A 19,035-nucleotide genomic window follows, 5' to 3' on the forward strand; every position below is an offset into this window, starting at 1 on the left:
CGGCGCCACCGGGCAGGGGACGGGCGGCCGGTCACCCGCGGTAGACCTCGGACCGGTGCCCGACGCGAATCACCAGCACCACGAGCCGTCCGCCGTCGACGGTGTAGACCACCCGGTGGTCGCCGACCCGCAGCCGCCGGTGCTCGGGGGAGCCGACCAGCGCCGTGGTGTGGAAACCGTAGGGGTCCTGTTCGAGCTCGGCCAGTTTGCGCAGGACGAGGACGGCCGTGGCCCTGGGCAGCTTGCGGAGTTCGCCGCGCGCGGACTCGGTGAAGCGGGTGCTGTACTTCACTCGGGCCTGGCCAGCGTCTCGCGCATGACCTCGTCCAGGGAGTACGTGGGCTCGTCGCGGCGCTCCTCGATGAGGCGCACCAGCTCGCGCTCCTCCCACTGGCGGTACTCGCGCAGCAGCTCTATCGGTACGACGGCGGCGACCTCGCGGCCACGCCGGGTGATGACCGTCGGCTCGTCCCGCTCGGCGCGGTCGACCACGTCGGCGAAGCGCTCGCGGGCCTCTCTGATCGACACGGACTCCACAGGCTGCTCACTCATGAGTCGAGTGTACGAAGTGGACCATGTGTACACAAGCGGCGAGGGTGCCCCGGCTCCGCCGCGGGCGGGGTCGCGGGGGAGCATGGGCGCGGGGCAGAGGGGTCGGGTGTGAGGTGTCAGGTGTCGGTGCGACGGGAAGCGGTGCGGTGATGGGCGAGGTCGGTGGGCGGGCCGGGCAGCTGAGGAGCAGCGGGCTGCGGCACGGCTGGACGACCGGGGCGTGTGCGACGGCCGCGACCAAGGCGGCGTACCAGGCGCTGCTGACGGGCGCCTTCCCCGATCCGGTGGTGATCACCCTGCCGAAGGGGCAGCGGCCCGGATTCGCCCTGGCGGCGGAGGAGCTGGCGGACGGCCGGGCGATGGCCGGGGTGGTCAAGGACGCCGGGGACGACCCGGACGTCACGCACGGCGCGCTGATCCGCGCCACCGTGCGGGCCGGGGAGCCCGGGGCCGGGGTGGTCTTCCGGGCCGGGCCCGGCGTCGGCACCGTCACCAAGGCCGGGCTGCCGCTGGCCGTCGGCGAGCCGGCCGTCAACCCGGTGCCCCGGCAGATGATCCGGGACGCCGTCGCCGAGGTGGCGGCCGAGTTCGGGGACGGCGGGGACGTGGTGGTGGAGGTCTCCGTGGACCACGGGGAGGAGATCGCCCGCTCCACCTGGAACCCGCGCCTGGGCATCCTCGGCGGGCTGTCCATCCTCGGCACGACCGGGATCGTCGTCCCCTACTCCTGCTCCGCCTGGATCGACTCCATCCGGCGCGGCATCGACGTGGCCCGCGCCGCCGGGCGCACCCACGTCGCCGGCTGCACCGGCTCGACCTCCGAGCGGACGGCCGTCGCCGTGCACGGCCTGCCCGAGGACGCGCTGCTCGACATGGGCGACTTCGCCGGGGCGGTGCTCAAGTACCTGAAGCGCCATCCGGTACCGCGCCTGACCGTCGCGGGCGGCTTCGCCAAGCTCTCCAAACTGGCCGCCGGACACCTGGACCTGCACTCGGCCCGCTCCCAGGTCGACCCGGGCCACCTGGCTGCGCTGGCCCGCACCGGGGGCGCCGGGCCGGACCTCGTCGCGGCGGTCGCGGCGGCCAACACCGCGCTGGAGGCGATCCAGCTCTGCCGCGCCGCCGGAGTCCCGCTCGGCGACCTCGTCGCTGAGGCCGCCCGCGCCACCGCCCTCGGGGTGCTGGTCGGTTCGCCGGTCACGGTGGACGTCATCTGCATCGACCGGGCGGGCACGATCGTCGGCCGGGCCGAGCCGCTGGGGCCGTAGGGCGTGGCGCCGACCGGGCGGGTCCTGTTCGACACCCGGACCGTGACGGGAGTGTGGCGGTGATGTGCCGATGGCTCGTCAATCGAGTGCAGAAACGGACAAATGCCCTGCATTGCCAGCCCCCGGTTCTGGCGCTATCTCAAGCATGAGATATGGTCTGCCGGGTGACAGGCGACTACCTCACCCGAATCGGCACCCTCATCCGCACCGCGCGTCAGCACCGCGGCTGGTCCCAGGCCCAGCTCGGCGAGGCCCTCGGCACCAGCCAGAGCGCGGTCAACCGGATCGAGCAGGGCAAGCAGAATGTCAGCCTTGAGATGATCGCAAGGATCGGCGAGGCCCTCGACAGCGAGATCGTCTCCCTCGGCTACGCCGGACCGATGCACCTGCGGGTTGCCGGCGGCACCCGACTCTCCGGCGCCATCGACGTGCGCAGCAGCAAGAACGCCTGCGTCGCCATCCTCTGCGCCTCGCTGCTCACCACCGGCCGCACCACGATCCGCCAGGTCGCCCGGATCGAGGAGGTCTACCGGATCCTCGAGGTGCTCACCAGCATCGGCGTGAAGAGCCGCTGGACCAACGACGGCCGCGACCTCGAACTCACCCCGCCCGCCGAGCTCGACCTCGCCGCCATGGACGTCGAGGCCGCCCGCCGCACCCGCAGCGTGCTGATGTTCCTCGGCCCGCTCATGCACCGCGCCGAGCGCTTCGCCATCCCGTACGCCGGCGGCTGCGACCTCGGCACCCGCACCGTCCAGCCGCACCTGACCGCGCTGCGCCGCTTCGGCCTGGAGGTCGCCACCACCGCCGGCGCCTACCACGCCTCCGTCCAGCCCGGCGCGCCGATGGACCGGCCGATCGTGCTGACCGAGCGCGGCGACACCGTGACCGAGAACGCCCTGCTCGCCGCCGCCCGGCACGACGGCGTCAGCGTGATCCGCAACGCCTCCCCGAACTACATGGTCCAGGACCTCTGCTTCTTCCTGGAGCGGCTGGGCGTGCGGATCGAGGGCATCGGCACCACCACCCTCACCGTGCACGGCGTACCCCGGATCACCTGCGACGTCGACTACACCCCCGCCGAGGACCCGGTGGAGGCGATGAGCCTGCTCGCCGCCGCCGTCGTCACCTCCTCCGAGCTGACGATCCGCCGGGTGCCGATCGAGTTCCTGGAGATCGAACTCGCGGTACTGGAGGGGATGGGCCTCGACTACGACCGCACCCCCGAGTACCGCGCCCACAACGGCTACACCCGGCTGGTCGACCTCACCGTGCGGCCCTCCAAGCTGACCGCCCCGGTCGACACCATCCACCCGATGCCCTTCCCCGGCATCAACATCGACAACGTGCCGTTCTTCGCCGCGATCGCCGCGGCCGCGCACGGTACCACGATGATCCATGACTGGGTGTACGACAACCGCGCCATCTACCTGACCGAACTCACCCGGCTCGGCGCGGACATCAAGCTGCTCGACCCGCACCGGGTGCTCGTCCAGGGCCCCACCCGCTGGCGCGCCGCCGAGATGGTCTGCCCGCCCGCGCTGCGCCCGGCCGTGGTGATCCTGCTCGCGATGCTCGCCGCCAAGGGCACCTCGGTGCTGCGCAACGTGTATGTCATCAACCGCGGTTACGAGGACCTCGCCGAGCGCCTCAACTCGATCGGCGCCCAGATCGAGACCTTCCGCGACATCTGACAGCCGCCCCGCCGGCCGGCCTCAACCGTCGAGGCCGGCCGGCAGCGCGGCCACGCCCGGCCCGGCCGTCAGGTAGTCCACCGGGGTGCCGGATCCATCCGGCGGTCTGCATCGGTTCTCCGTCGCTGCTTCCGGGCCCGGCTACTCGCCGGTCACGCCGTCGAGGTGCTCGCGGAGCAGGTCGGCGTGGCCGTTGTGGCGGGCGTACTCCTCGATCATGTGGGTGAGGATCCAGCGGAGCGAGAAGGCCTCCCCCTTGTGGTGCCCGAGGACGTCCAACGACTCGGCGGCGGCGACGAGTTCCCGGGCGTGGTCGCACTCGCCGCGCCAGACGGTGAAGGCCTCGTCGGGGTCGGCGGTGTCGACGTCGAACTCGGCGAAGGAGCCGTCCGGGTGCTTCCAGAAACCGGGCTGGTCCTGGCCGTCGAAGACGTTGCGGAACCAGCCGCGCTCGACCTCGGCGAGGTGGCGGACGATGCCGAGCAGGGAGAGCGCGGACGGGTGGAGGACCCGCTCGCGGAGCTGTTCGGTGGTCAGTCCGGTGCACTTCATGGCGAGCGTGTCGCGCTGGAAGTCCAGGAAGCTGACCAGGGTGGCGCGTTCGTCGGCGGTCTGCTGGGTGCGGGTGCGCTGATCGTCTTTCATCGCGCCATGATGCCACCGCCGCGACGGGCCGTCGTCCGGTTTACCGGAGGGCGAGACCGCGTGCGGTGAGCCAGTCCAGCGCGGCCGGCACGTCCTCGGCGACCGGGATGCCGGACGGGACGGGCGGGCGCTCCACGACCACCACCGGCAGGCCGAGTTCGCGGGCGGCGGCCAGTTTGGGGGCGGTGGCGGCGCCGCCGCTGTCCTTGGTCACCACCACGTCGATCCGGTGCGCGCGCAACACGGCCCGCTCGCCGTCCAGGGTGAACGGCCCCCGGTCCAGCAGGACTTCGGTCGAGGCGGGCATCGGCGGTTCGGGTGCGTCCACCGAGCGGGCCAGGAAGTGCAGGCCGTCGAGGTGGGCGAAGGCCCTGATGCCCTGGCGGCCGCTGGTCAGGAACACCCGCCGGCCGAGGGCGGGCAGCAGCGCGGCCGCCGCGTCGAGCGAGTCCACCCGGTGCCAGCGGTCGCCGTCCACCGCCGTCCAGCCGGGTCGGCGCAGCGCCAGCAGCGGGACGCCGGTCGCCGCGGCGGCCAGGGCGGCGTTGTGCGACATGGCGGCGGCGAAGGGGTGGGTGGCGTCCACCACCGCGTCCACCGCCTCGGCGCGCAGCCAGGCGGCGAGCCCGTCCGGACCGCCGAAACCGCCGATCCGGACCTCGCCGGCGGGCAGCCGCGGCTCGGCGACGCGCCCTGCGAGCGAGCTGGTGACCCGCAGCCGTGCTGCGGCCGGCGCGGCAGCCCGCGCGGCGGCCGGCGCGACATCCGGCCCGGAAGCCAGCGCGGCGGCCAGCGCCCGCGCCTCCGTCGTGCCGCCGAGGATCAGCAGGTGGTGCGCCATCACGCCCCGCAGGGCTCGTGCGGGCGCTCGCGGTCGGCCGAGTAGAGGTGACTGTCGCGGAACTGCTCGGCGGCCAGCGTCCGGCCCACCAGGATCACCGCGGTGCGGACCACGCCCGCCGCCTTGACCTGCCCGGCGATGTCGCCGACGGTGCCGCGCAGCACCAGCTCGTCCGGCCGGCTGGCCATCGCGACCACGGCGGCCGGGCAGTCGGCGCCGTAGTGCGGCAGCAGCTGCTTGACCACGTCGTCCACGTACCCGGCGGCCAGGTGCAGCACCAGCAGGGCGCCGCTGCGGCCGAGGGTGGCCAGGTCCTCGCCCTCGGGCATCGGGGTGGCCCGCTTGGCGATCCGGGTCAGGATGACGGTCTGGCCGACGGTGGGCACGGTCAGTTCGCGCTTGAGCGCGGCCGCGGCGGCGGCGAAGGCGGGCACGCCGGGGACCACCTCGTAGGGGACGCCGGCCGCGTCGAGGCGGCGCATCTGCTCGGCGACGGCGCTGAACACGGAGGGGTCGCCGGAGTGCAACCGGGCCACGTCCTGCCCGGCCTCGTGGGCGGCGACCAGCTCGGCGACGATCTGGTCCAGATTGAGCTGCGCGGTGTCGACCAGCCGGGCGCCGGGCGGGCACTCGGCCAGCAGCTCGCGCGGCACCAGGCTGCCCGCGTACAGGCAGACCTCGGCGCGGGCGAGGATCCGCTGGCCGCGCAGGGTGATCAGGTCGGCGGCGCCCGGGCCGGCTCCGATGAAGTGGACGGTCACGAGCTCGCTCCTGGATCGGTCGAAGGTTTGACGGCGGACCACTGGGTGACCGGCATCGCCTGGCGCCAGCCGGTGAAGCCGCCGACCGGGACGGCGTGGGCGACGGCGAGCCGCAGCAGCTCGCCGCCGTGCCGCCGGTACCACGCGGTGAGCAGGGCCTCGGACTCCAGGGTCACGGTGTTGGCGACCAGTCGGCCGCCCGGCGGCAGCGCCGCCCAACAGGCGTCCAGCAGGCCGGGGGCGGTGAGCCCGCCGCCGATGAACACCGCGTCGGGGGTGGGCAGGCCGGCCAGCGCGGCCGGTGCGGCACCGGTGACCACCTGCAGCCGGGGCACGCCGAGCGCGGCCGCGTTGCGGGTGATCCGCCCGGCGCGGACGGCGTCCCGCTCGACGGTGACAGCCCGGCAGTCGCGGTGGGCGCGCAGCCACTCGACGGCGATCGAGCCGGAGCCGCCGCCGACGTCCCAGAGCAGCTCACCGGGGGCGGGGGCGAGGGTGGCGAGGGTGGCGGCGCGGACGTGCCGCTTGGTCAGCTGGCCGTCGCTCTCGTAGGCGGTGTCGGGCAGGCCGGGGACGAGGGAGGTCCGCGGGCCCTCGCCGAGCTCGACGGCGATGACGCTCAGCGGGTCGCCCGCCGGGTGCGGCCAGCCGTCCGCGGGGCCGTCCAGCCGCCGCTCGGCGGGGCCGCCGAGCTGTTCCAGGACGTGCAGCCGGGCGGTGCCGTAGCCGCGCGCCGTGAGCAGCGCCGCGACGGCGGCGGGGGACTGCGCGTCGGCGCCGAGGACGAGCAGCCGGCGGCCGGGGTGCAGGGCGAGCGCCAGGGTGTCCAGCGGTCGTCCGACCAGGCTGACCACCTCGGCGGCCTCCAGCGGCCAGCCGAGCCGGGCGCAGGCGTAGGAGACGGAGGAGGGGTGCGGCAGGACCCGCAGCCGGTCGGGGCCGACGGTCTCGGCGAGGGTGCGGCCGATGCCGTAGAACATCGGGTCGCCGCTGGCCAGCACCGCCACCCGGCGGTCGGCGTGCCCGGCGAGCAGCCCGGGGACGGCCGGGCGCAGCGGGGACGGCCAGGGCACCCGCTCGGCGGCGACCTCGTCGGCGGGGAGCAGGGCCAGCTGGCGCGGGCCGCCGATCACCACCTCGGCCGCCTGCAGTGCCGCCCGGGCGGTGCCGGCGAGGCCGGGCCAGCCGTCGGCGCCGATCCCGACGACGGTGATCGGCGGTGGCAGCTCGGGCACCGGGGGCTCCTCGTTCGTTCGGTGTCTGGTCGGCGGTCGGTCGGTCGGTGATCAGGCGGTGTCAGGCGGTGTCAGGCGGTGTTCGGCCGGGCCTCGGCCGGTGTGCCAGCCGGTGTGCCGGTGGGTTTCCCGTCCGGCGAAGGCGTGGCCGGGGCAGCCTACCTGGCGGTATCCGGAAGCCCCCTGGCCAGGGGGCTTGCCGTGGGCGTCCGTGGCTCAGCGCCGGGTCCAGTCCCCGGAGGGGATGAGCGCCGGGTGTGCGCGCAGCCGGGCGGCGGCGGCCGGGCCGGCCAGGTAGACCCAGGCCTCCACCGGGTCTCCGCCGGCCGGGCCCCCGCCGCCCGGACCCAGCTCCGGCGGTGCGCCGAGGTGGACGGTCATCCGCCGCCGGACGTACAGACCGGTGCCGTCCGACCGGCACTCCTCCAGCAGGTCGAGCGCGGCCAGCGCGGGCGCGTAGGCGACGGGGCGCACGGTGATCAGCTCGCCCGTGATCCGGCGGCCGGGGTCCGGCACCGCGTACGGGAAGCCCGGACCCTCGTGCAGCGCCGCCCCCTCCAGCACCGCGGGACGGACCGCCGTACAGCGTCCGGCCAGGTGCGCGGCGTGGTTGCGCCCGCCGGTGCGCAGCGTCCCGTAGACGAAGAACGGCAGGGTCCCGGGCGGCTCGGCAGGCATCCGCCCACGGTACGTCCGACATACCGCCTGGTGATACCCGCTGGCGCGGAGGCCGCTGATGCGCTGTCATGGCCTGTGAAATGCCAGTACCGTTCAAGGGGGACACCCATGACAGCGCCTGCCTCGCCCCGCCCCGGGGTGGCTCCCAGTGATGCCGTTCCGGCGTCCGCCCGGCTGGGTGGGGCGGTGTGGCTGGCGCTGGCGCTGGTGTACGTGGTGTGGGGGTCGACCTATCTGGCGATCCGGATCGCACTGGAGACGATGCCCTCGTTCCTGTCCGCCGGGGCGCGGTTCCTCTGCGCCGGACTGGTGCTGGCCGGCTTCGTCGCCGCCCGCCGGGGGCCGGCGGAACTGCGGGTGAGCCTGCCGCAGTTGGGGTCCTCGGCGCTGGTCGGCGGGCTGCTGCTGACCGGCGGAAACGGGCTGGTGGTGCTCGGCGAGAACTCCATCCCGTCCGGGCTGGCCGCGCTGCTGGTGGCCGCGGTGCCGCTGTGGATGGTGCTGCTGACGGCCGCCGCCGGCGACCGCCCGAAGCCCGTCGAGCTGGCCGGCGTGCTGCTCGGGCTGGCCGGGCTGGTGGTGCTCTCCGCGCCCGCGATCGGCGGGGACATCGCCCCGGTCGGGGTGGTCGCGGTGATCTGCGCCACGCTCACCTGGGCGGCCGGGTCGTTCGCCGCCAAGCGGATCCCGATGCCGGGCAGCGTGCTCGCCGCCAGTGCCTACCAGATGCTCGCGGGCGGGCTGGGCAATGTGCTGGTCGGCCTGGCGCGCGGCGAGGAGCACGGACTGGACCTGGCCGAGGTGTCCGGCCGGTCCTGGCTGGCGCTCGGCTACCTGGTGGTGGCCGGCTCGCTGGTCGCGTACACCGCGTACGCCTGGCTGCTGCGGTCCGCGCCGCTGACCCTGGTCGCGACCTACGCGTACGTCAACCCGGTGGTCGCGGTGCTGCTCGGGTGGCTGGTCCTGGCCGAGCCGCTGACCGGCCCCACGCTGGCGGGCGGGGCGATCGTGGTCGCCGGGGTCTGCCTGGTGGTGAGCGTCAGCCGGCGGCCCGCCAAGGCGCCCTCGCGCCGCTGAGGGCTCGGCCCCTGCCTTCCTGTCCGCCCCGGCGCCTTTTGCGCGCCGGGGCTCTCGTCAATTGCGCCAACCAGGTTCCGTTTATGGGCCCGTTCGAGTGGAATCCATTCGTCAACGAACATTTGCGTGGATAGGCGTCCGGTCCGATCCGGTTTGATCCCCACCGATCCCGACCGATCCCGACCGATCCCGGCCATTGTGGAGATATCCGGTCATTGTCCCGATGTGCCGCATGAGTCCGGCGATCCCGGGATATTCCTAGTATCTGTTCGGTGGAATGCAGATGACGCACCAGGTAACGCGCGGGCGCAACGGTCGCCGCGCAACGTTCCCAGGGCCTTCCGGGTCGGCCGCCACAGCCGTTGACCAGGGAGGTCGAAGGCGCCGAAAATCCCACGGGAGTCCGGAGAATGGACAGTCAAGGCACCCTTGAGCTCGACTCCGACCAGGTCGCGGAGTTCTTCAGGCTCGGCTTTCTGGTACTCCCCGCTTTTCTTCCGGCGGAACTGATCGGAAGACTGGAGCCGGAGGTCGACCGATGGGTGGACACCGGTCTTCGGGACCACTCGATCGCGGCCTGCCTCGATCCGGAGTTCTCGGGTGCCCCCGGCGTCCTGGAGATAGAGCTGGCCGCCCACGGTGAACTGGTCGCATTCCCGCCACTGCTCTCGATGATCTCCCGGCTGATCGGTCCCGATTTCGTCTTCCACCACATGCACAGCAATCGCCAGGCCCCGGGCGCGGCCGGCAAGGAATGGCACCACGACTACGAACAGGGCCAGCTGGCCGACCGCTCGAAAATCATGGTCCACGCCCTGCACTATCTCGGCGGCCTCGACCGTACGGTGGGCGGTCTCGCGGTACTTCCCGGTTCGCACCGGGAACTCGCCGGGAAACGCGCCAAAGCCCATCTCGGCACGGCCGAAATCCCCGGCGAGGTACTGATCGAGGAGCTGCCGGCCGGCTCCACCGTCCTCCTCCACTCGGCGCTCTTCCACGCCCGCCGCCCCTCACCCGCAGGTCAGCGCCGCGAGCGGTACATGGTGGACAGCTCGTACTGTCAGTGCGGCGTCAGCTGGCCGCCGGTGAAGCCGTACTGGCGGCACCTGCTCGCCCGCGGCCGGGCGCTCGGACTGGACGGCGGCCGGTGGCCCGAACTCTTCGCCGAACGGCACTTCGCCGAATACGTCCGGCCGAACTGAAAGGACCCGACAGGCCGTACCCGCGATCCGAACCCGCCGCGCCCCGACAGCGAAGGAACCGCCCCCGATGAGAATTCTCGCCAGGACCGATTTCGAGACCGTGCTCCGCCGCTACCGGCGCGACCACCCGGTGGACCGGGAGCACGAGGACAACTCCAACAGCGACGGCGACGCGCACCTGCTCGCCGCCGAGGGGCTGTTCGGCGGCTGGGGGAAGGTCCTGCTCGACCGCGCGGACGTGCTGGACACCGTGCTGCCGTGGCACCTCGGCGAGGGGGGCGAGCTGGAGCTCGTCCCCGCCACCGGGATGACCGTCGCCGAAGCGGTGGAGCGGCTGCGGGGCATCGGCGACGGCTACGGCGGGCTGAACCCCTCCTGCGGCCGCAAGCTGCGCCGTCAGGCCGATGCGCCCTTCACCCCGGTCTTCCTGAGCGTCCCGGCCATCGGCAGCACCGACTACCAGGGGCTGCTGCGCTCCGACGGGCTGACCCACCTCGACGGGCTGCACCGCATGATCGCCTGGGAGCTGTACGGCAGGCTCGGCCCGGGCGTCGAGATCGAGGCGTACGTCGCGGGCCTTCCCGGTGCGACCGCGACCGCGACCGCGACCGCGCCTGCGACCGGGACCGCGACTGCGACCGTGACTGAGAGTACGGCCGTGACTGAGACTGCGGCCGGCGCCGGGACCGGACGGGACGCCCGGCGGACCGGTTAGGGCTGCCGGGCTCACCGCCCTAACCCCGGCCGGCGTTGTACGGCATGGCACTCGGCATCACCGTGACCGACGGGATGTTCACCCCGAGCGGGAGCGCGGCCATCGCCACCACCATCTCCGCCACATGGCGGACGTCCATGGTCGGCTCGACCCGGAGGCTGCCGTCGGCCTGCCGGGCGGCGGGCTGCTCCCGGTCCGGTGGCGTCACGTTGCCGATGTCGATCTGACCGCAGGCGATGTCGTACCGGCGGCCGTCCAGGGAGAGCGACTTGGTCAGACCGGCCACCGCGTGCTTGGCGGCGGTGAACGCGATCGAGTCGGGGCGGGGGACGTGGGCGGAGGGCGCGCCGTTGTTGATGATCCGCCCACCGCGCGGCGACTGCTCCTTCATCATCCGGTAGGCGGCCTGGGCGCAGAGGAAGCCGCCGGTGGCGATGGACCCGAGCACCCGGTTCCAGTCCTCGATGCCGACGTCCTCGGTGGGCAGGTAGGGCATGGTGTCGGCCGCGTTGTTGAGCAGCAGGTCGAGCCGGCCGAACCGCAGGGCGACCTGGGCGAACAGGTCGGCCACGGCGACCGGGTCGGTGATGTCGGCCGGGACCGGCACCAGCCGCTCGGCGAGTGGGCGCCCGCCCAGCCGGGCGGTCTCCTCCAGGGCCTCCTTGCGGCGGCCGACCAGGACGACCGTCCAGCCGTCCGCCGCCAGCGCCAGGGCGCAGGCCCGGCCGACGTTGCTGCCCGCCCCGGTCACCACGGAGACCTTCACCGCCATCGGTGCAACTCCTCGAATATTAAGTGAACATGACGAGAGATCAGTTTTTGGATGACGGTGACCGCCGTCAAGAGCGCAGATCCGGTCAGGCGGCGGAGAGCCGCCGGCCGGCCGCGCGATCAGGCGGTCCGGACACGGGATCCGCGCCAGGGGATCCGACCTACTGGGACAGGACGAGCGAATGACCACTCAGCAGACCTTCGGCGCCGGACCCGACTCCGGGGTGCCGGTGGGCCCGCGGACCGAAACCAGCCGGGCCCTGTTCGAACGGGCCAAGAAGTCCCTTGCGGGCGGTGTCAGTTCGTCGTCCCGGATCACCTCCACGGGTCCGCACCCGTACCCGCTGTACATCGAGCGCGGCGCCGGGGCGCACATCTGGGACGTGGACGGCAACGAGTACGTGGACTTCCTGATCTCCTACGGCAGCGCGGTGGTCGGCCATGCCGACCCGGGGATCACCCGGGCCCTGGGCGAGGTCCTGCTGACCGGCACGATGTTCGGCACCTGCAACCTGCCGGAGGTCGAACTGGCCGAGCAGATCCAGAAGACGGTGCCGTGTGCCGATCTGGTGCGCTATGCCAACTCCGGCTCGGAGGCGATCCAGGGCGCGGTCCGGGCGGCCCGCGGCTTCACCGGGCGGTCCAGGATCGTCAAGTTCGAAGGGCACTACCACGGTTGGGTGGACACGCTGGCGATCTCCAACCGGCCCACCGCCGCCGAGGTGGGCCCGTACGAGGCGCCGGCGGCGGTGCCGCACTCCCCGGGCATCCCGGTGGGGGTGGTGGACGACGTGGTGGTCTGCCCGTGGAACGACCCGGACGCCCTCCGCACCGTGCTGGACGCGTACCGGGGCGATCTCGCGGCGGTGATCTGCGAGCCGATCGTGGCCAACAACGCCTGCACCATGCCGGATCCGGGCTTCCTGGAGCTGCTGCGCGAGGAGTGCACCAGGCGGGGGGTGGTGCTGATCTTCGACGAGGTCTGCACCGGCTTCCGGACCGGCCCGGGCGGCGCGCAGTCGCTGTTCGGCGTCGTCCCCGACCTGGCGGTCTACTCCAAGGCCCTCGGCGGCGGCCTGCCGATCGCCGCCTTCGCCGGTCGCGCCGACATCATGGGCGAGGTGGCGGCCAACCGGGTCAAGCACGGCGGCACCTACAACGGGTCCCCGCTCTGCTCCGCCGCCGCCCTGGTGACGCTCACCCGGCTCGCGGACCCGGCGGTCACCGGGTGGATCGACGAGGCCGGCCGGCGCCTCATGACCGCCGTCCGCCGGGCGTCCCGCGACCACGGGGTCCCGTGCGCGGTCCAGGGCGTCGGCGCGATGTTCCAGGTGGTGTTCTCGGCCGACGGCGCGCCGACCCGGCAGTACCGCGACACCCTCACCCTGGACCAGCGACGCTACGAAGCCTTCCGGCACGCCCTGTTGGAGCGCGGCATCCACGTGAACGCCTACGGGCTGGCCTGCTGGTTCGTCTCGGCCGCGGTGACCTCGGACGACGTGGAGGCGGCCTGCGCGGCGATCGACGAGGCCTTCGCGACGATCCGCTGAGCGGGCGGCCGGCTTCGCCGGCCCTCCTGCGGAGGCCCTTCCCGAGCCCGGTCCCTCCTGAGCCCGGCCCCGGCCCGGGAGGGGCCGTTCCGCGCGCCCTCAGTGCGCGGCGGCGAGCAGCTCCCTGGTGTAGTCGGTGTGCGGGGCGGCGAACAGCCGGTCGCGGTCGGTGCTCTCGACCAGGCGGCCGTGGTGCATCACGGCCACCCGGTCGCAGAAGTGCCGGACCACCGCGAGGTCGTGGGAGACGAACAGGAAGGCGACGCCCAGCCGGTCGCGCAGCTCCATCAGCAGGTTGAGCACCTGGGCCTGCACCGAGACGTCCAGCGCGGAGACCGGCTCGTCGGCGATGATCAGACGCGGCTCGGGCGCGAGGGCCCGCGCGATGCCGATCCGCTGGCGCTGCCCACCGGAGAACTCGTGCGGGTAGCGGTCCAGGTGGGCGGCGGTCAGGCCGACCTGCTCCAGCAGTTCGGCGGAGCGCTCCCGCCGCTCGGGCGCGGTCAGGGCGGTGTGCAGCCGCAGCGGGGTGTCCAGGGTCTGGGCGACGGTGCGGCGCGGGTTGAGCGAGGCGTACGGGTCCTGGAAGACCAGCTGGATCTCCCGGCTGAGGCGCCTGCGCAGCGCCCGGTCGGGGCGGGTGGCGTCCACGCCGTCGTACCGCAGCCGCCCGGCGGTCGGGGTCTGCAGTCCGGCCAGTACCCGGGAGGTGGTGGACTTGCCGGAGCCGGACTCCCCGACCAGGCCGACCGTCTCGCCGGGCGCGATCCGCAGGCTGACGTCCTCCACCGCCCGGACGGGCGTGCCGCGCCGCCCGCCGAGGCCGCGCCGGCCGGGGAAGTGCACCGAGAGCTCGGCCGCCTCGACCAGCCAGCGCTCCGGCGGGGCCGTCGGGCGTACGGCGAAGGAGAACGAGGGTGACGGATCGTCAACTGTCGGCAGTGGGGTGCCCGGTACCGTCTCCAGGGTCAGTGCGGCGCCCACCAGGGCCCGGGTGTAGGGCTGTTGCGGTGCCGCCAGCAGCTCGGCCGTCGGCGCCGACTCGACCTGCCCGCCGTCGCGCAGCACCAGGGTGCGGTCGGTGGTGCCCGCGACCACGCCCAGGTCGTGGCTGACCAGCAGCACCGCCGTACCGTGCTCGCGCTGCAACTCCCCGAGCAGGTCGAGGACCTGGCGCTGCACCCGGGCGTCCAGCGCGGTGGTGGGCTCGTCGGCGATCAGCACGTCCGGGTCGTTCATCAGCGCCATCGCGATCATCACCCGCTGGCGCATGCCGCCGGAGAACTGGTGCGGGTAGTCGCGGACCCGGGCGGTCGGGATGCCGACCCGGTCGAGCATCGCGGCCGCCCGCCGCCGGGCCTCGGCCCGGCCCGTGCCGGGGTGGTGCAGCCGGTACATCTCGGCCAGTTGGGCGCCGACGCCGTGGAACGGGCTGAGCGAGGTGAGCGCGTCCTGGAAGACCAGGGCCACCCGGCCGCCGCGCACGCCGCGCAGCACGGACTCCGGCGCGCCGACGAGTTCCTGGTCGCCGAGCCGGATCGAGCCGGTGACGGTGGTGGTGCGCGGGTCATGCAGGCCGAGCACGGCCAGCCCGGTCGCGGACTTGCCGGAGCCGGACTCGCCGACCAGGCCGAGGACCTCGCCCCGGGCGAGGTCGAAGGAGAGCTCGCGGACGGCGGCGACGGGGGCGCCGCCGCGCGGGTCGGCGAAGGTGACGGACAGGTCGCGGACGCTGAGGACGGGAGCGCCGGAGGGAGTGGCACCGGGGGCGCTGGGGACGGCAGTCATGGCAGGGGCTCCGAAGCGGGGAGGCGAGGTCAGCTGAGGCGGATGCGCGGGTCGAGCCAGGCGACCGCCAGGTCGGCCAGCGCGACGAACAGCACCACGAAGCAGGCGGCCAGCAGGACGGCGCCGACCACGGCCGGCAGGTCCTGGCCCGCGACCGCCTCGGCCGCGAAGGTGCCGACGCCGTTCAGCCCGAACACCGTCTCGGTGATCACCGCGCCGCCCAGCAGCGCACCGGCCTCCAGGCCGAGCAGCTGCACCAGCGGTCCGGCGGCGCCCCGCGAGGTGTACTTGAGGTGGGCGCGCAGCCGGCCGAGGCCCTTGCCGCGCGCGGTGCGGACGTACTCCTCGTTCATCGTCTCCAGCAGCTGGGAGCGGGAGAGCCGGGCGAACACGGCCGAGTTGACGAAGCCGAGGACCAGCCAGGGCAGCAGCATCCCGCCCGCCCAGGCGGCCGGGTCGTCGGCCGGCGGGGTGTAGGAGGGCAGCGGCAGCAGGCCGGTCGAGTACACCAGCGCCCACTGGGCGACGTACCCGAGGAAGTAGATCTGCACGCTCGCGCCGACCAGGGTGAAGCCGGACAGCAGCCGGTCGGTGCGGGTGCCGTGGCGCAGCGCGGAGACGAAACCGGTCCCGAGGCCGAGCACGATCAGCACGGCCAGCGCGCCCGCGGTGAGCGAGAAGGTGACCGGCAGGTGGTCGACCAGCGCCTCGGTGACCGGCTGGTGCAGCCGGTAGGAGTAGCCGAGGCAGGGCGCGTCGCAGTGGATGACCGAGCCGTCGACGTCGCTGATGTCCCGGCCGGCGACCACCCCGGTCAGGTAGTCGGTGTACTGGGCGAGCAACGGCTGGTCCAGGCCCATGCTCTGGCGGACCGCCGCGACCTGGCCGGAGTCGCAGCGCGGGCCGCAGGCGGCACGGGCCGGGTCGGCGGGGGCGGCGTAGAAGAGGGCGAAGGCGGCGGCGGAGACCGCGACCAGGACGGCGAGGGCCTGGAGGGTCCGCCGCAGGGCGAAGGAGAGCATGGCCGGTCCGGGGTCGTCGGGGCGGGAAGGGGCGGGAAGGGGAGGGGCGGGGAGGGAGAGCGGTGCGAAGGCGTGGGGTGGTGGCCCCGGCCGCGTCAACGGCCGGGGCCACCGGAGTACTTCGGGCGATCAGGACTTCAGGTACACCCAGGCCAGGCTGACCGTCCCGTAGATCGGGTGGACGAACGCCCCGCCGAGGTTGCTGCCGTGCAGCTGGTTGATGTTCGGGTAGGCGAACGGCAGCACCGGCAGGTCCTTCATCACGGTCTGCTCCAGCGCGTACAGCTCCTTGGCCTTCTGCCGGGGCTCGCCGATCTGGTTGATCCGGTCGATCTCCTTGTCCACCTCGGCGTTGTGGTACCGGGCGGAGTTGAGGTCGCTGTTGGCGCGGCCGTCGAAGGAGAACGGGATCAGCGTGGAGGGCGTCGGCCAGTCCACCGAGCTGGTCTCCTCGAACAGGTCGTACGGGGAGTCGGGGCGGTGCGCCTCGTCCAGCAGGGCCTTGGGGTCGACCGGCTTGGGCACGATGGTGATGCCCGCCTTGGCGAAGCCCTCCACCAGCACCTGGGCGACCCGCTGCCCGTTGGGGGTGTTGGCGTACGCGTAGGTGAGGGAGGCCGGCGCCTGCTTGGCCTTGGCCAGCGCCTGCTTGGCGGCCTCCGGGTCGCCCTCCGGCTTGGCCGGGTACAGGTCGTACTTCTGCCAGTCGACCAGCGCGGGCGAGCTCAGCGTGGTGGCCAGCTCGCCGACCCGGCTGCCGCCCTGGACCTGCCGGGCCTGCTGGCGCGGGTAGGCGAGGTGCAGGGCCCTGCGGACCTCGACGTCCGGCACCCGCTCGTTGTTGATCATGAGCTGGGTGACGAAGGCGCCCTGCCGGCCGGAGACCACCAGCTCCTTGGCCTTCGGGTCGGTGTCGACGGTCTGGTACAGCTCGGGGGAGAGCACGGTGGAGACGGTGGTGGCATCGGCGCCGCCGTCGCGGCCGGAGAGGATCTCCTGGTTGATGTTGAGCGCCTCCTTGCCGAAGCTGAAGACGAACTTCTCCGGGTACTGGTTGCGGATCGGGTCGGTCTCCGGCTTCCAGTGCGGGTTGCGCTCCAGCACCATCCGGGTGTTCTGGACGTGCTCGGCGATCCGGTAGGGACCGCTGGAGAACGGCAGCCGGTCGTAGTCCGTCCCGGTGTCCTTGTCCTTGCGCACCGGCGAGGAGGAGGACTGCGCGGCCATGTACGGCACGTCGGCCTGCGGCTGCGGGAAGTGGAAGACGATGGTGCGCTCGTCCGGGGTCTCGATCGCGGCGAGGTCGCCGTCCTGCGGGCCGGCGTACTTCTTGCGGGCGTCCTCGTAGCTGGCCTCGCCGGTGAGCCACTGCGGCCAGTACGGCGGGCCGACCTCGTAGCCCTTGCCGAAGCTGCGCTCGATGCCGTACCGGACCTGCTGGGAGGTGATCGGCTGGCCGTCCTCCCAGGCCACGCCCTCCTTCAGCCGGTACGTCCAGGTGCGGCCGCCGTCGGCGGACTGCCCGGTGTCGGTGGCGAGGTCGCCGACCAGCCTGGCCTTGCCGTCCACCACCTGGTACTGGGTCAGCTGGCGGCCCCAGAGCAGCGAGGTGTTGTACGCGGCGCCGGCGTACACCTTCTGCGGGTCGAGGTGGCGGAACTCGGTGGTGTTGTAGACGTTGACCGTGCCGCCCGCGCGGGCCCCCGGCACCGCGGGGGCGGGGCCGGCGCTCTCCTTCTCGGAGCCGAGCGCGGCGGTCAGCGGGGAGGTGTCCTTGGCGGCGGCGGTGCTCCCGCCGGTGCTGGAGCCCGCGCCGGCCGAGCAGGAGGTCGCCAGCAGCGCGGTGGCGATGACGGCGAGGGACGGTTTGATCCAGCGCATGGCGAATCTCTCCTTGCCCCGGGATCCGGGGCGGCTAGGTGAAGGGGGAGCTGGGTGAAAGGGGAGGAGGAGGGGGTGCGGTGTCAGCGGGCGGCGCGCGGATCGAGCGCGTCGCGCACCGCGTCCCCGAGCAGGTTGAAGGCGAGCACGAACAGCAGCAGCGCCACACCGGGGAAGAACATGTACGTCGGGTCGGCCTGGAAGACCTCGGACCCGCGGGCGATCATCCGGCCCCAGTCCGGGACCGGCTCGTTGATGCCGACCCCGAGGAACGAGAGCACCGCCTCGGTGGCGACGAACGTCGGCACCGCCATGGTGGCGTGCACCAGCAGCTGCGCCCGGACGTTCGGCAGCAGTTCGCGGAAGACGATATGGAATCCGCTCGCGCCCTGGGCCCGGGCGGACTGCACGAAATCCCTTTCCCGGAGTGACCGCACGGAGGCGCGCAGGGAAAGCGCGAGCGGAATCCAACCGAACGCGGAGAACACCAGGATCAGGACCAGGAACTGCATCCACTCCGGTTCCGCGGCGTCCGGATCGACCAGTCGGGACTGGATGACCGGGCTGAGCGAGAGCAGCAGCAGAAGTGTCGGAAAGGCCAGCAGCACATTGGAGAGGAATCCGAAGAGCCGGTCCGTGATCCCGCCGAGGTAGCCCACCGCGACCCCGGCCAGCACGCCGAGCGCGGTGGTGACGGTCGCCGCGGCGAAGGCGATCAGCAGCGAGGTGCGCATGCCGTAGAGCAGCTGGGTGAACACGTCGCGGCCGAGCCCGGGCTCCAGGCCGAACCAGAAGTCCCCGGAGATCCCGCCGTTGGGCAGGACCGGCAGTCCACCGTCGCTGAGCAGGCCGGGAGTGTTCTGACCGTAGTGCTCGACCGGGTTGCGCCCGTACAGGGCGGCGATCAGCGGGGCGGCCAGCGCGAGCAGCAGGAAGAGCAGGACGACGGCGAGGGCGGCGGTACCGGTCCGGCTGCGGCGGATACGGCGCAGCAGGCCCTGCGGGGCTGGTGCGGCGGCCGGCGCTTGGGCGGCCGGCTCTGCGACTGTCTCGACCACTGCCATGAGAGGCGTACTCCCCGAATTCTCCGCCGCCCCGTGGGTGAGGGTGCGCTGATGTGCATTTCCGGGCGGATGCCGGGGGTTTCCCGGCGGCCCGCCGAACGCCATCAGATCGGATGCGCCGGGAGTTCCGCAAATCATTCCGACCCGAACTCACCGGCCGTGTTGCGGGGATTGTGACGGCGTCATTCCGCCGCAATACTGCCGTCGCAATAGAACGGACATTTGGCCGCAAAAGGTGCGCCCTGGCGGGCCTGTCCCGCATGTTGAGATCTCCGCCACAGCGCGCCGGGC

Annotated in this window: 18 protein-coding genes; 6 read left to right on the top strand and 12 right to left on the bottom strand. The window is 73.2% G+C overall.

Going from position 1 to position 19,035, the window contains the following annotated elements; genetic code table 11:
* Window positions 1–31 precede the first annotated feature (31 nt).
* Complete coding sequence (locus ACFVVX_RS16890; RefSeq protein WP_387946105.1) at window positions 32–292, bottom strand: type II toxin-antitoxin system RelE/ParE family toxin; 261 nt, start codon at window positions 290–292, stop codon at window positions 32–34.
* Entirely contained in the window at window positions 289–552 is a 264-nt protein-coding gene (locus tag ACFVVX_RS16895) for a type II toxin-antitoxin system Phd/YefM family antitoxin (protein ID WP_387946107.1), read from the bottom strand. Before ACFVVX_RS16895 ends, ACFVVX_RS16890 begins: the two co-directional genes overlap by 4 nt.
* A gap of 149 nt (window positions 553–701) precedes the next feature.
* On the opposite strand from ACFVVX_RS16895, the gene ACFVVX_RS16900 reads away from it, so the two are divergent.
* The gene (locus ACFVVX_RS16900; RefSeq protein WP_387946109.1) at window positions 702–1,820 is read left to right on the top strand and encodes a cobalt-precorrin-5B (C(1))-methyltransferase; all 1,119 of its coding nucleotides are present in this window, start codon (window positions 702–704) and stop codon (window positions 1,818–1,820) included.
* A 164-nt stretch (window positions 1,821–1,984) separates the two neighbouring features.
* A complete protein-coding gene (locus tag ACFVVX_RS16905) occupies window positions 1,985–3,514 on the top strand; it encodes a UDP-N-acetylglucosamine 1-carboxyvinyltransferase (RefSeq protein ID WP_387946111.1) in 1,530 nt (509 codons plus the stop codon).
* Window positions 3,515–3,655: 141 nt separating this feature from the next.
* Here ACFVVX_RS16905 and ACFVVX_RS16910 read toward each other — a convergent pair whose 3' ends face one another.
* The 5 genes from ACFVVX_RS16910 to ACFVVX_RS16930 form a co-directional block, all read right to left on the bottom strand.
* Window positions 3,656–4,159 (bottom strand): DinB family protein, encoded by a 504-nt coding sequence (locus ACFVVX_RS16910; RefSeq protein WP_387946113.1) that lies wholly within the window; start codon window positions 4,157–4,159, stop codon window positions 3,656–3,658.
* Between the two features lie 40 nt (window positions 4,160–4,199).
* On the bottom strand, window positions 4,200–5,000 hold the full coding sequence (locus ACFVVX_RS16915; protein WP_387946207.1) for a cobalt-precorrin-6A reductase: 801 nt from the start codon (window positions 4,998–5,000) through the stop codon (window positions 4,200–4,202).
* Entirely contained in the window at window positions 5,000–5,761 is a 762-nt protein-coding gene (cobM, locus tag ACFVVX_RS16920; RefSeq protein ID WP_387946115.1) for a precorrin-4 C(11)-methyltransferase, read from the bottom strand. Before cobM ends, ACFVVX_RS16915 begins: the two co-directional genes overlap by 1 nt.
* Window positions 5,758–6,996: a precorrin-6y C5,15-methyltransferase (decarboxylating) subunit CbiE gene (cbiE, locus tag ACFVVX_RS16925; RefSeq protein WP_387946117.1), complete on the bottom strand. Its 1,239-nt coding sequence runs from the start codon at window positions 6,994–6,996 to the stop codon at window positions 5,758–5,760. The genes cobM and cbiE overlap by 4 nt, the downstream gene beginning before the upstream one ends.
* A gap of 216 nt (window positions 6,997–7,212) precedes the next feature.
* Window positions 7,213–7,674, bottom strand: a complete 462-nt coding sequence (locus tag ACFVVX_RS16930; protein WP_387946119.1) for a gamma-glutamylcyclotransferase family protein — start codon at window positions 7,672–7,674, stop codon at window positions 7,213–7,215.
* Between the two features lie 108 nt (window positions 7,675–7,782).
* Here ACFVVX_RS16930 and ACFVVX_RS16935 point away from each other — a divergent pair, with 108 nt between their 5' ends.
* The 3 genes from ACFVVX_RS16935 to ACFVVX_RS16945 all read left to right on the top strand — a co-directional run bounded on the left by ACFVVX_RS16935 (window position 7,783) and on the right by ACFVVX_RS16945 (window position 10,668).
* A complete protein-coding gene (locus ACFVVX_RS16935) occupies window positions 7,783–8,751 on the top strand; it encodes an EamA family transporter (protein ID WP_387946121.1) in 969 nt (322 codons plus the stop codon).
* Between the two features lie 410 nt (window positions 8,752–9,161).
* The gene (locus ACFVVX_RS16940; RefSeq protein WP_387946123.1) at window positions 9,162–9,953 is read left to right on the top strand and encodes a phytanoyl-CoA dioxygenase family protein; all 792 of its coding nucleotides are present in this window, start codon (window positions 9,162–9,164) and stop codon (window positions 9,951–9,953) included.
* 67 nt (window positions 9,954–10,020) lie between these two features.
* The gene (locus ACFVVX_RS16945; RefSeq protein ID WP_387946125.1) at window positions 10,021–10,668 is read left to right on the top strand and encodes a DUF6309 family protein; all 648 of its coding nucleotides are present in this window, start codon (window positions 10,021–10,023) and stop codon (window positions 10,666–10,668) included.
* 19 nt (window positions 10,669–10,687) lie between these two features.
* On the opposite strand, the gene ACFVVX_RS16950 is transcribed toward ACFVVX_RS16945, so the two are convergent.
* Window positions 10,688–11,440, bottom strand: coding sequence for an SDR family oxidoreductase (locus ACFVVX_RS16950; protein WP_387946127.1), 753 nt, complete (start codon window positions 11,438–11,440; stop codon window positions 10,688–10,690).
* Window positions 11,441–11,621: 181 nt separating this feature from the next.
* Here ACFVVX_RS16950 and ACFVVX_RS16955 point away from each other — a divergent pair, with 181 nt between their 5' ends.
* Entirely contained in the window at window positions 11,622–12,989 is a 1,368-nt protein-coding gene (locus tag ACFVVX_RS16955; protein ID WP_387946129.1) for an aspartate aminotransferase family protein, read from the top strand.
* A gap of 99 nt (window positions 12,990–13,088) precedes the next feature.
* Here ACFVVX_RS16955 and ACFVVX_RS16960 read toward each other — a convergent pair whose 3' ends face one another.
* From ACFVVX_RS16960 to ACFVVX_RS16975, 4 genes are all read right to left on the bottom strand, one after another.
* The gene (locus ACFVVX_RS16960) at window positions 13,089–14,777 is read right to left on the bottom strand and encodes a dipeptide ABC transporter ATP-binding protein (RefSeq protein ID WP_387946131.1); all 1,689 of its coding nucleotides are present in this window, start codon (window positions 14,775–14,777) and stop codon (window positions 13,089–13,091) included.
* 29 nt (window positions 14,778–14,806) lie between these two features.
* Window positions 14,807–15,799 carry an ABC transporter permease gene (locus tag ACFVVX_RS16965; RefSeq protein WP_387946133.1) on the bottom strand — a complete coding sequence of 331 codons (993 nt, stop codon included), beginning with the start codon at window positions 15,797–15,799 and terminating at the stop codon, window positions 14,807–14,809.
* A 129-nt stretch (window positions 15,800–15,928) separates the two neighbouring features.
* Entirely contained in the window at window positions 15,929–17,680 is a 1,752-nt protein-coding gene (locus tag ACFVVX_RS16970) for an ABC transporter substrate-binding protein (protein WP_387946135.1), read from the bottom strand.
* A gap of 83 nt (window positions 17,681–17,763) precedes the next feature.
* Window positions 17,764–18,744, bottom strand: coding sequence for an ABC transporter permease (locus ACFVVX_RS16975; RefSeq protein WP_387946137.1), 981 nt, complete (start codon window positions 18,742–18,744; stop codon window positions 17,764–17,766).
* Window positions 18,745–19,035 lie beyond the last annotated feature (291 nt).

Origin of the sequence: Kitasatospora sp. NPDC058170 (assembly GCF_042883905.1) — a bacterium.
Lineage (GTDB): Bacteria > Actinomycetota > Actinomycetes > Streptomycetales > Streptomycetaceae > Kitasatospora.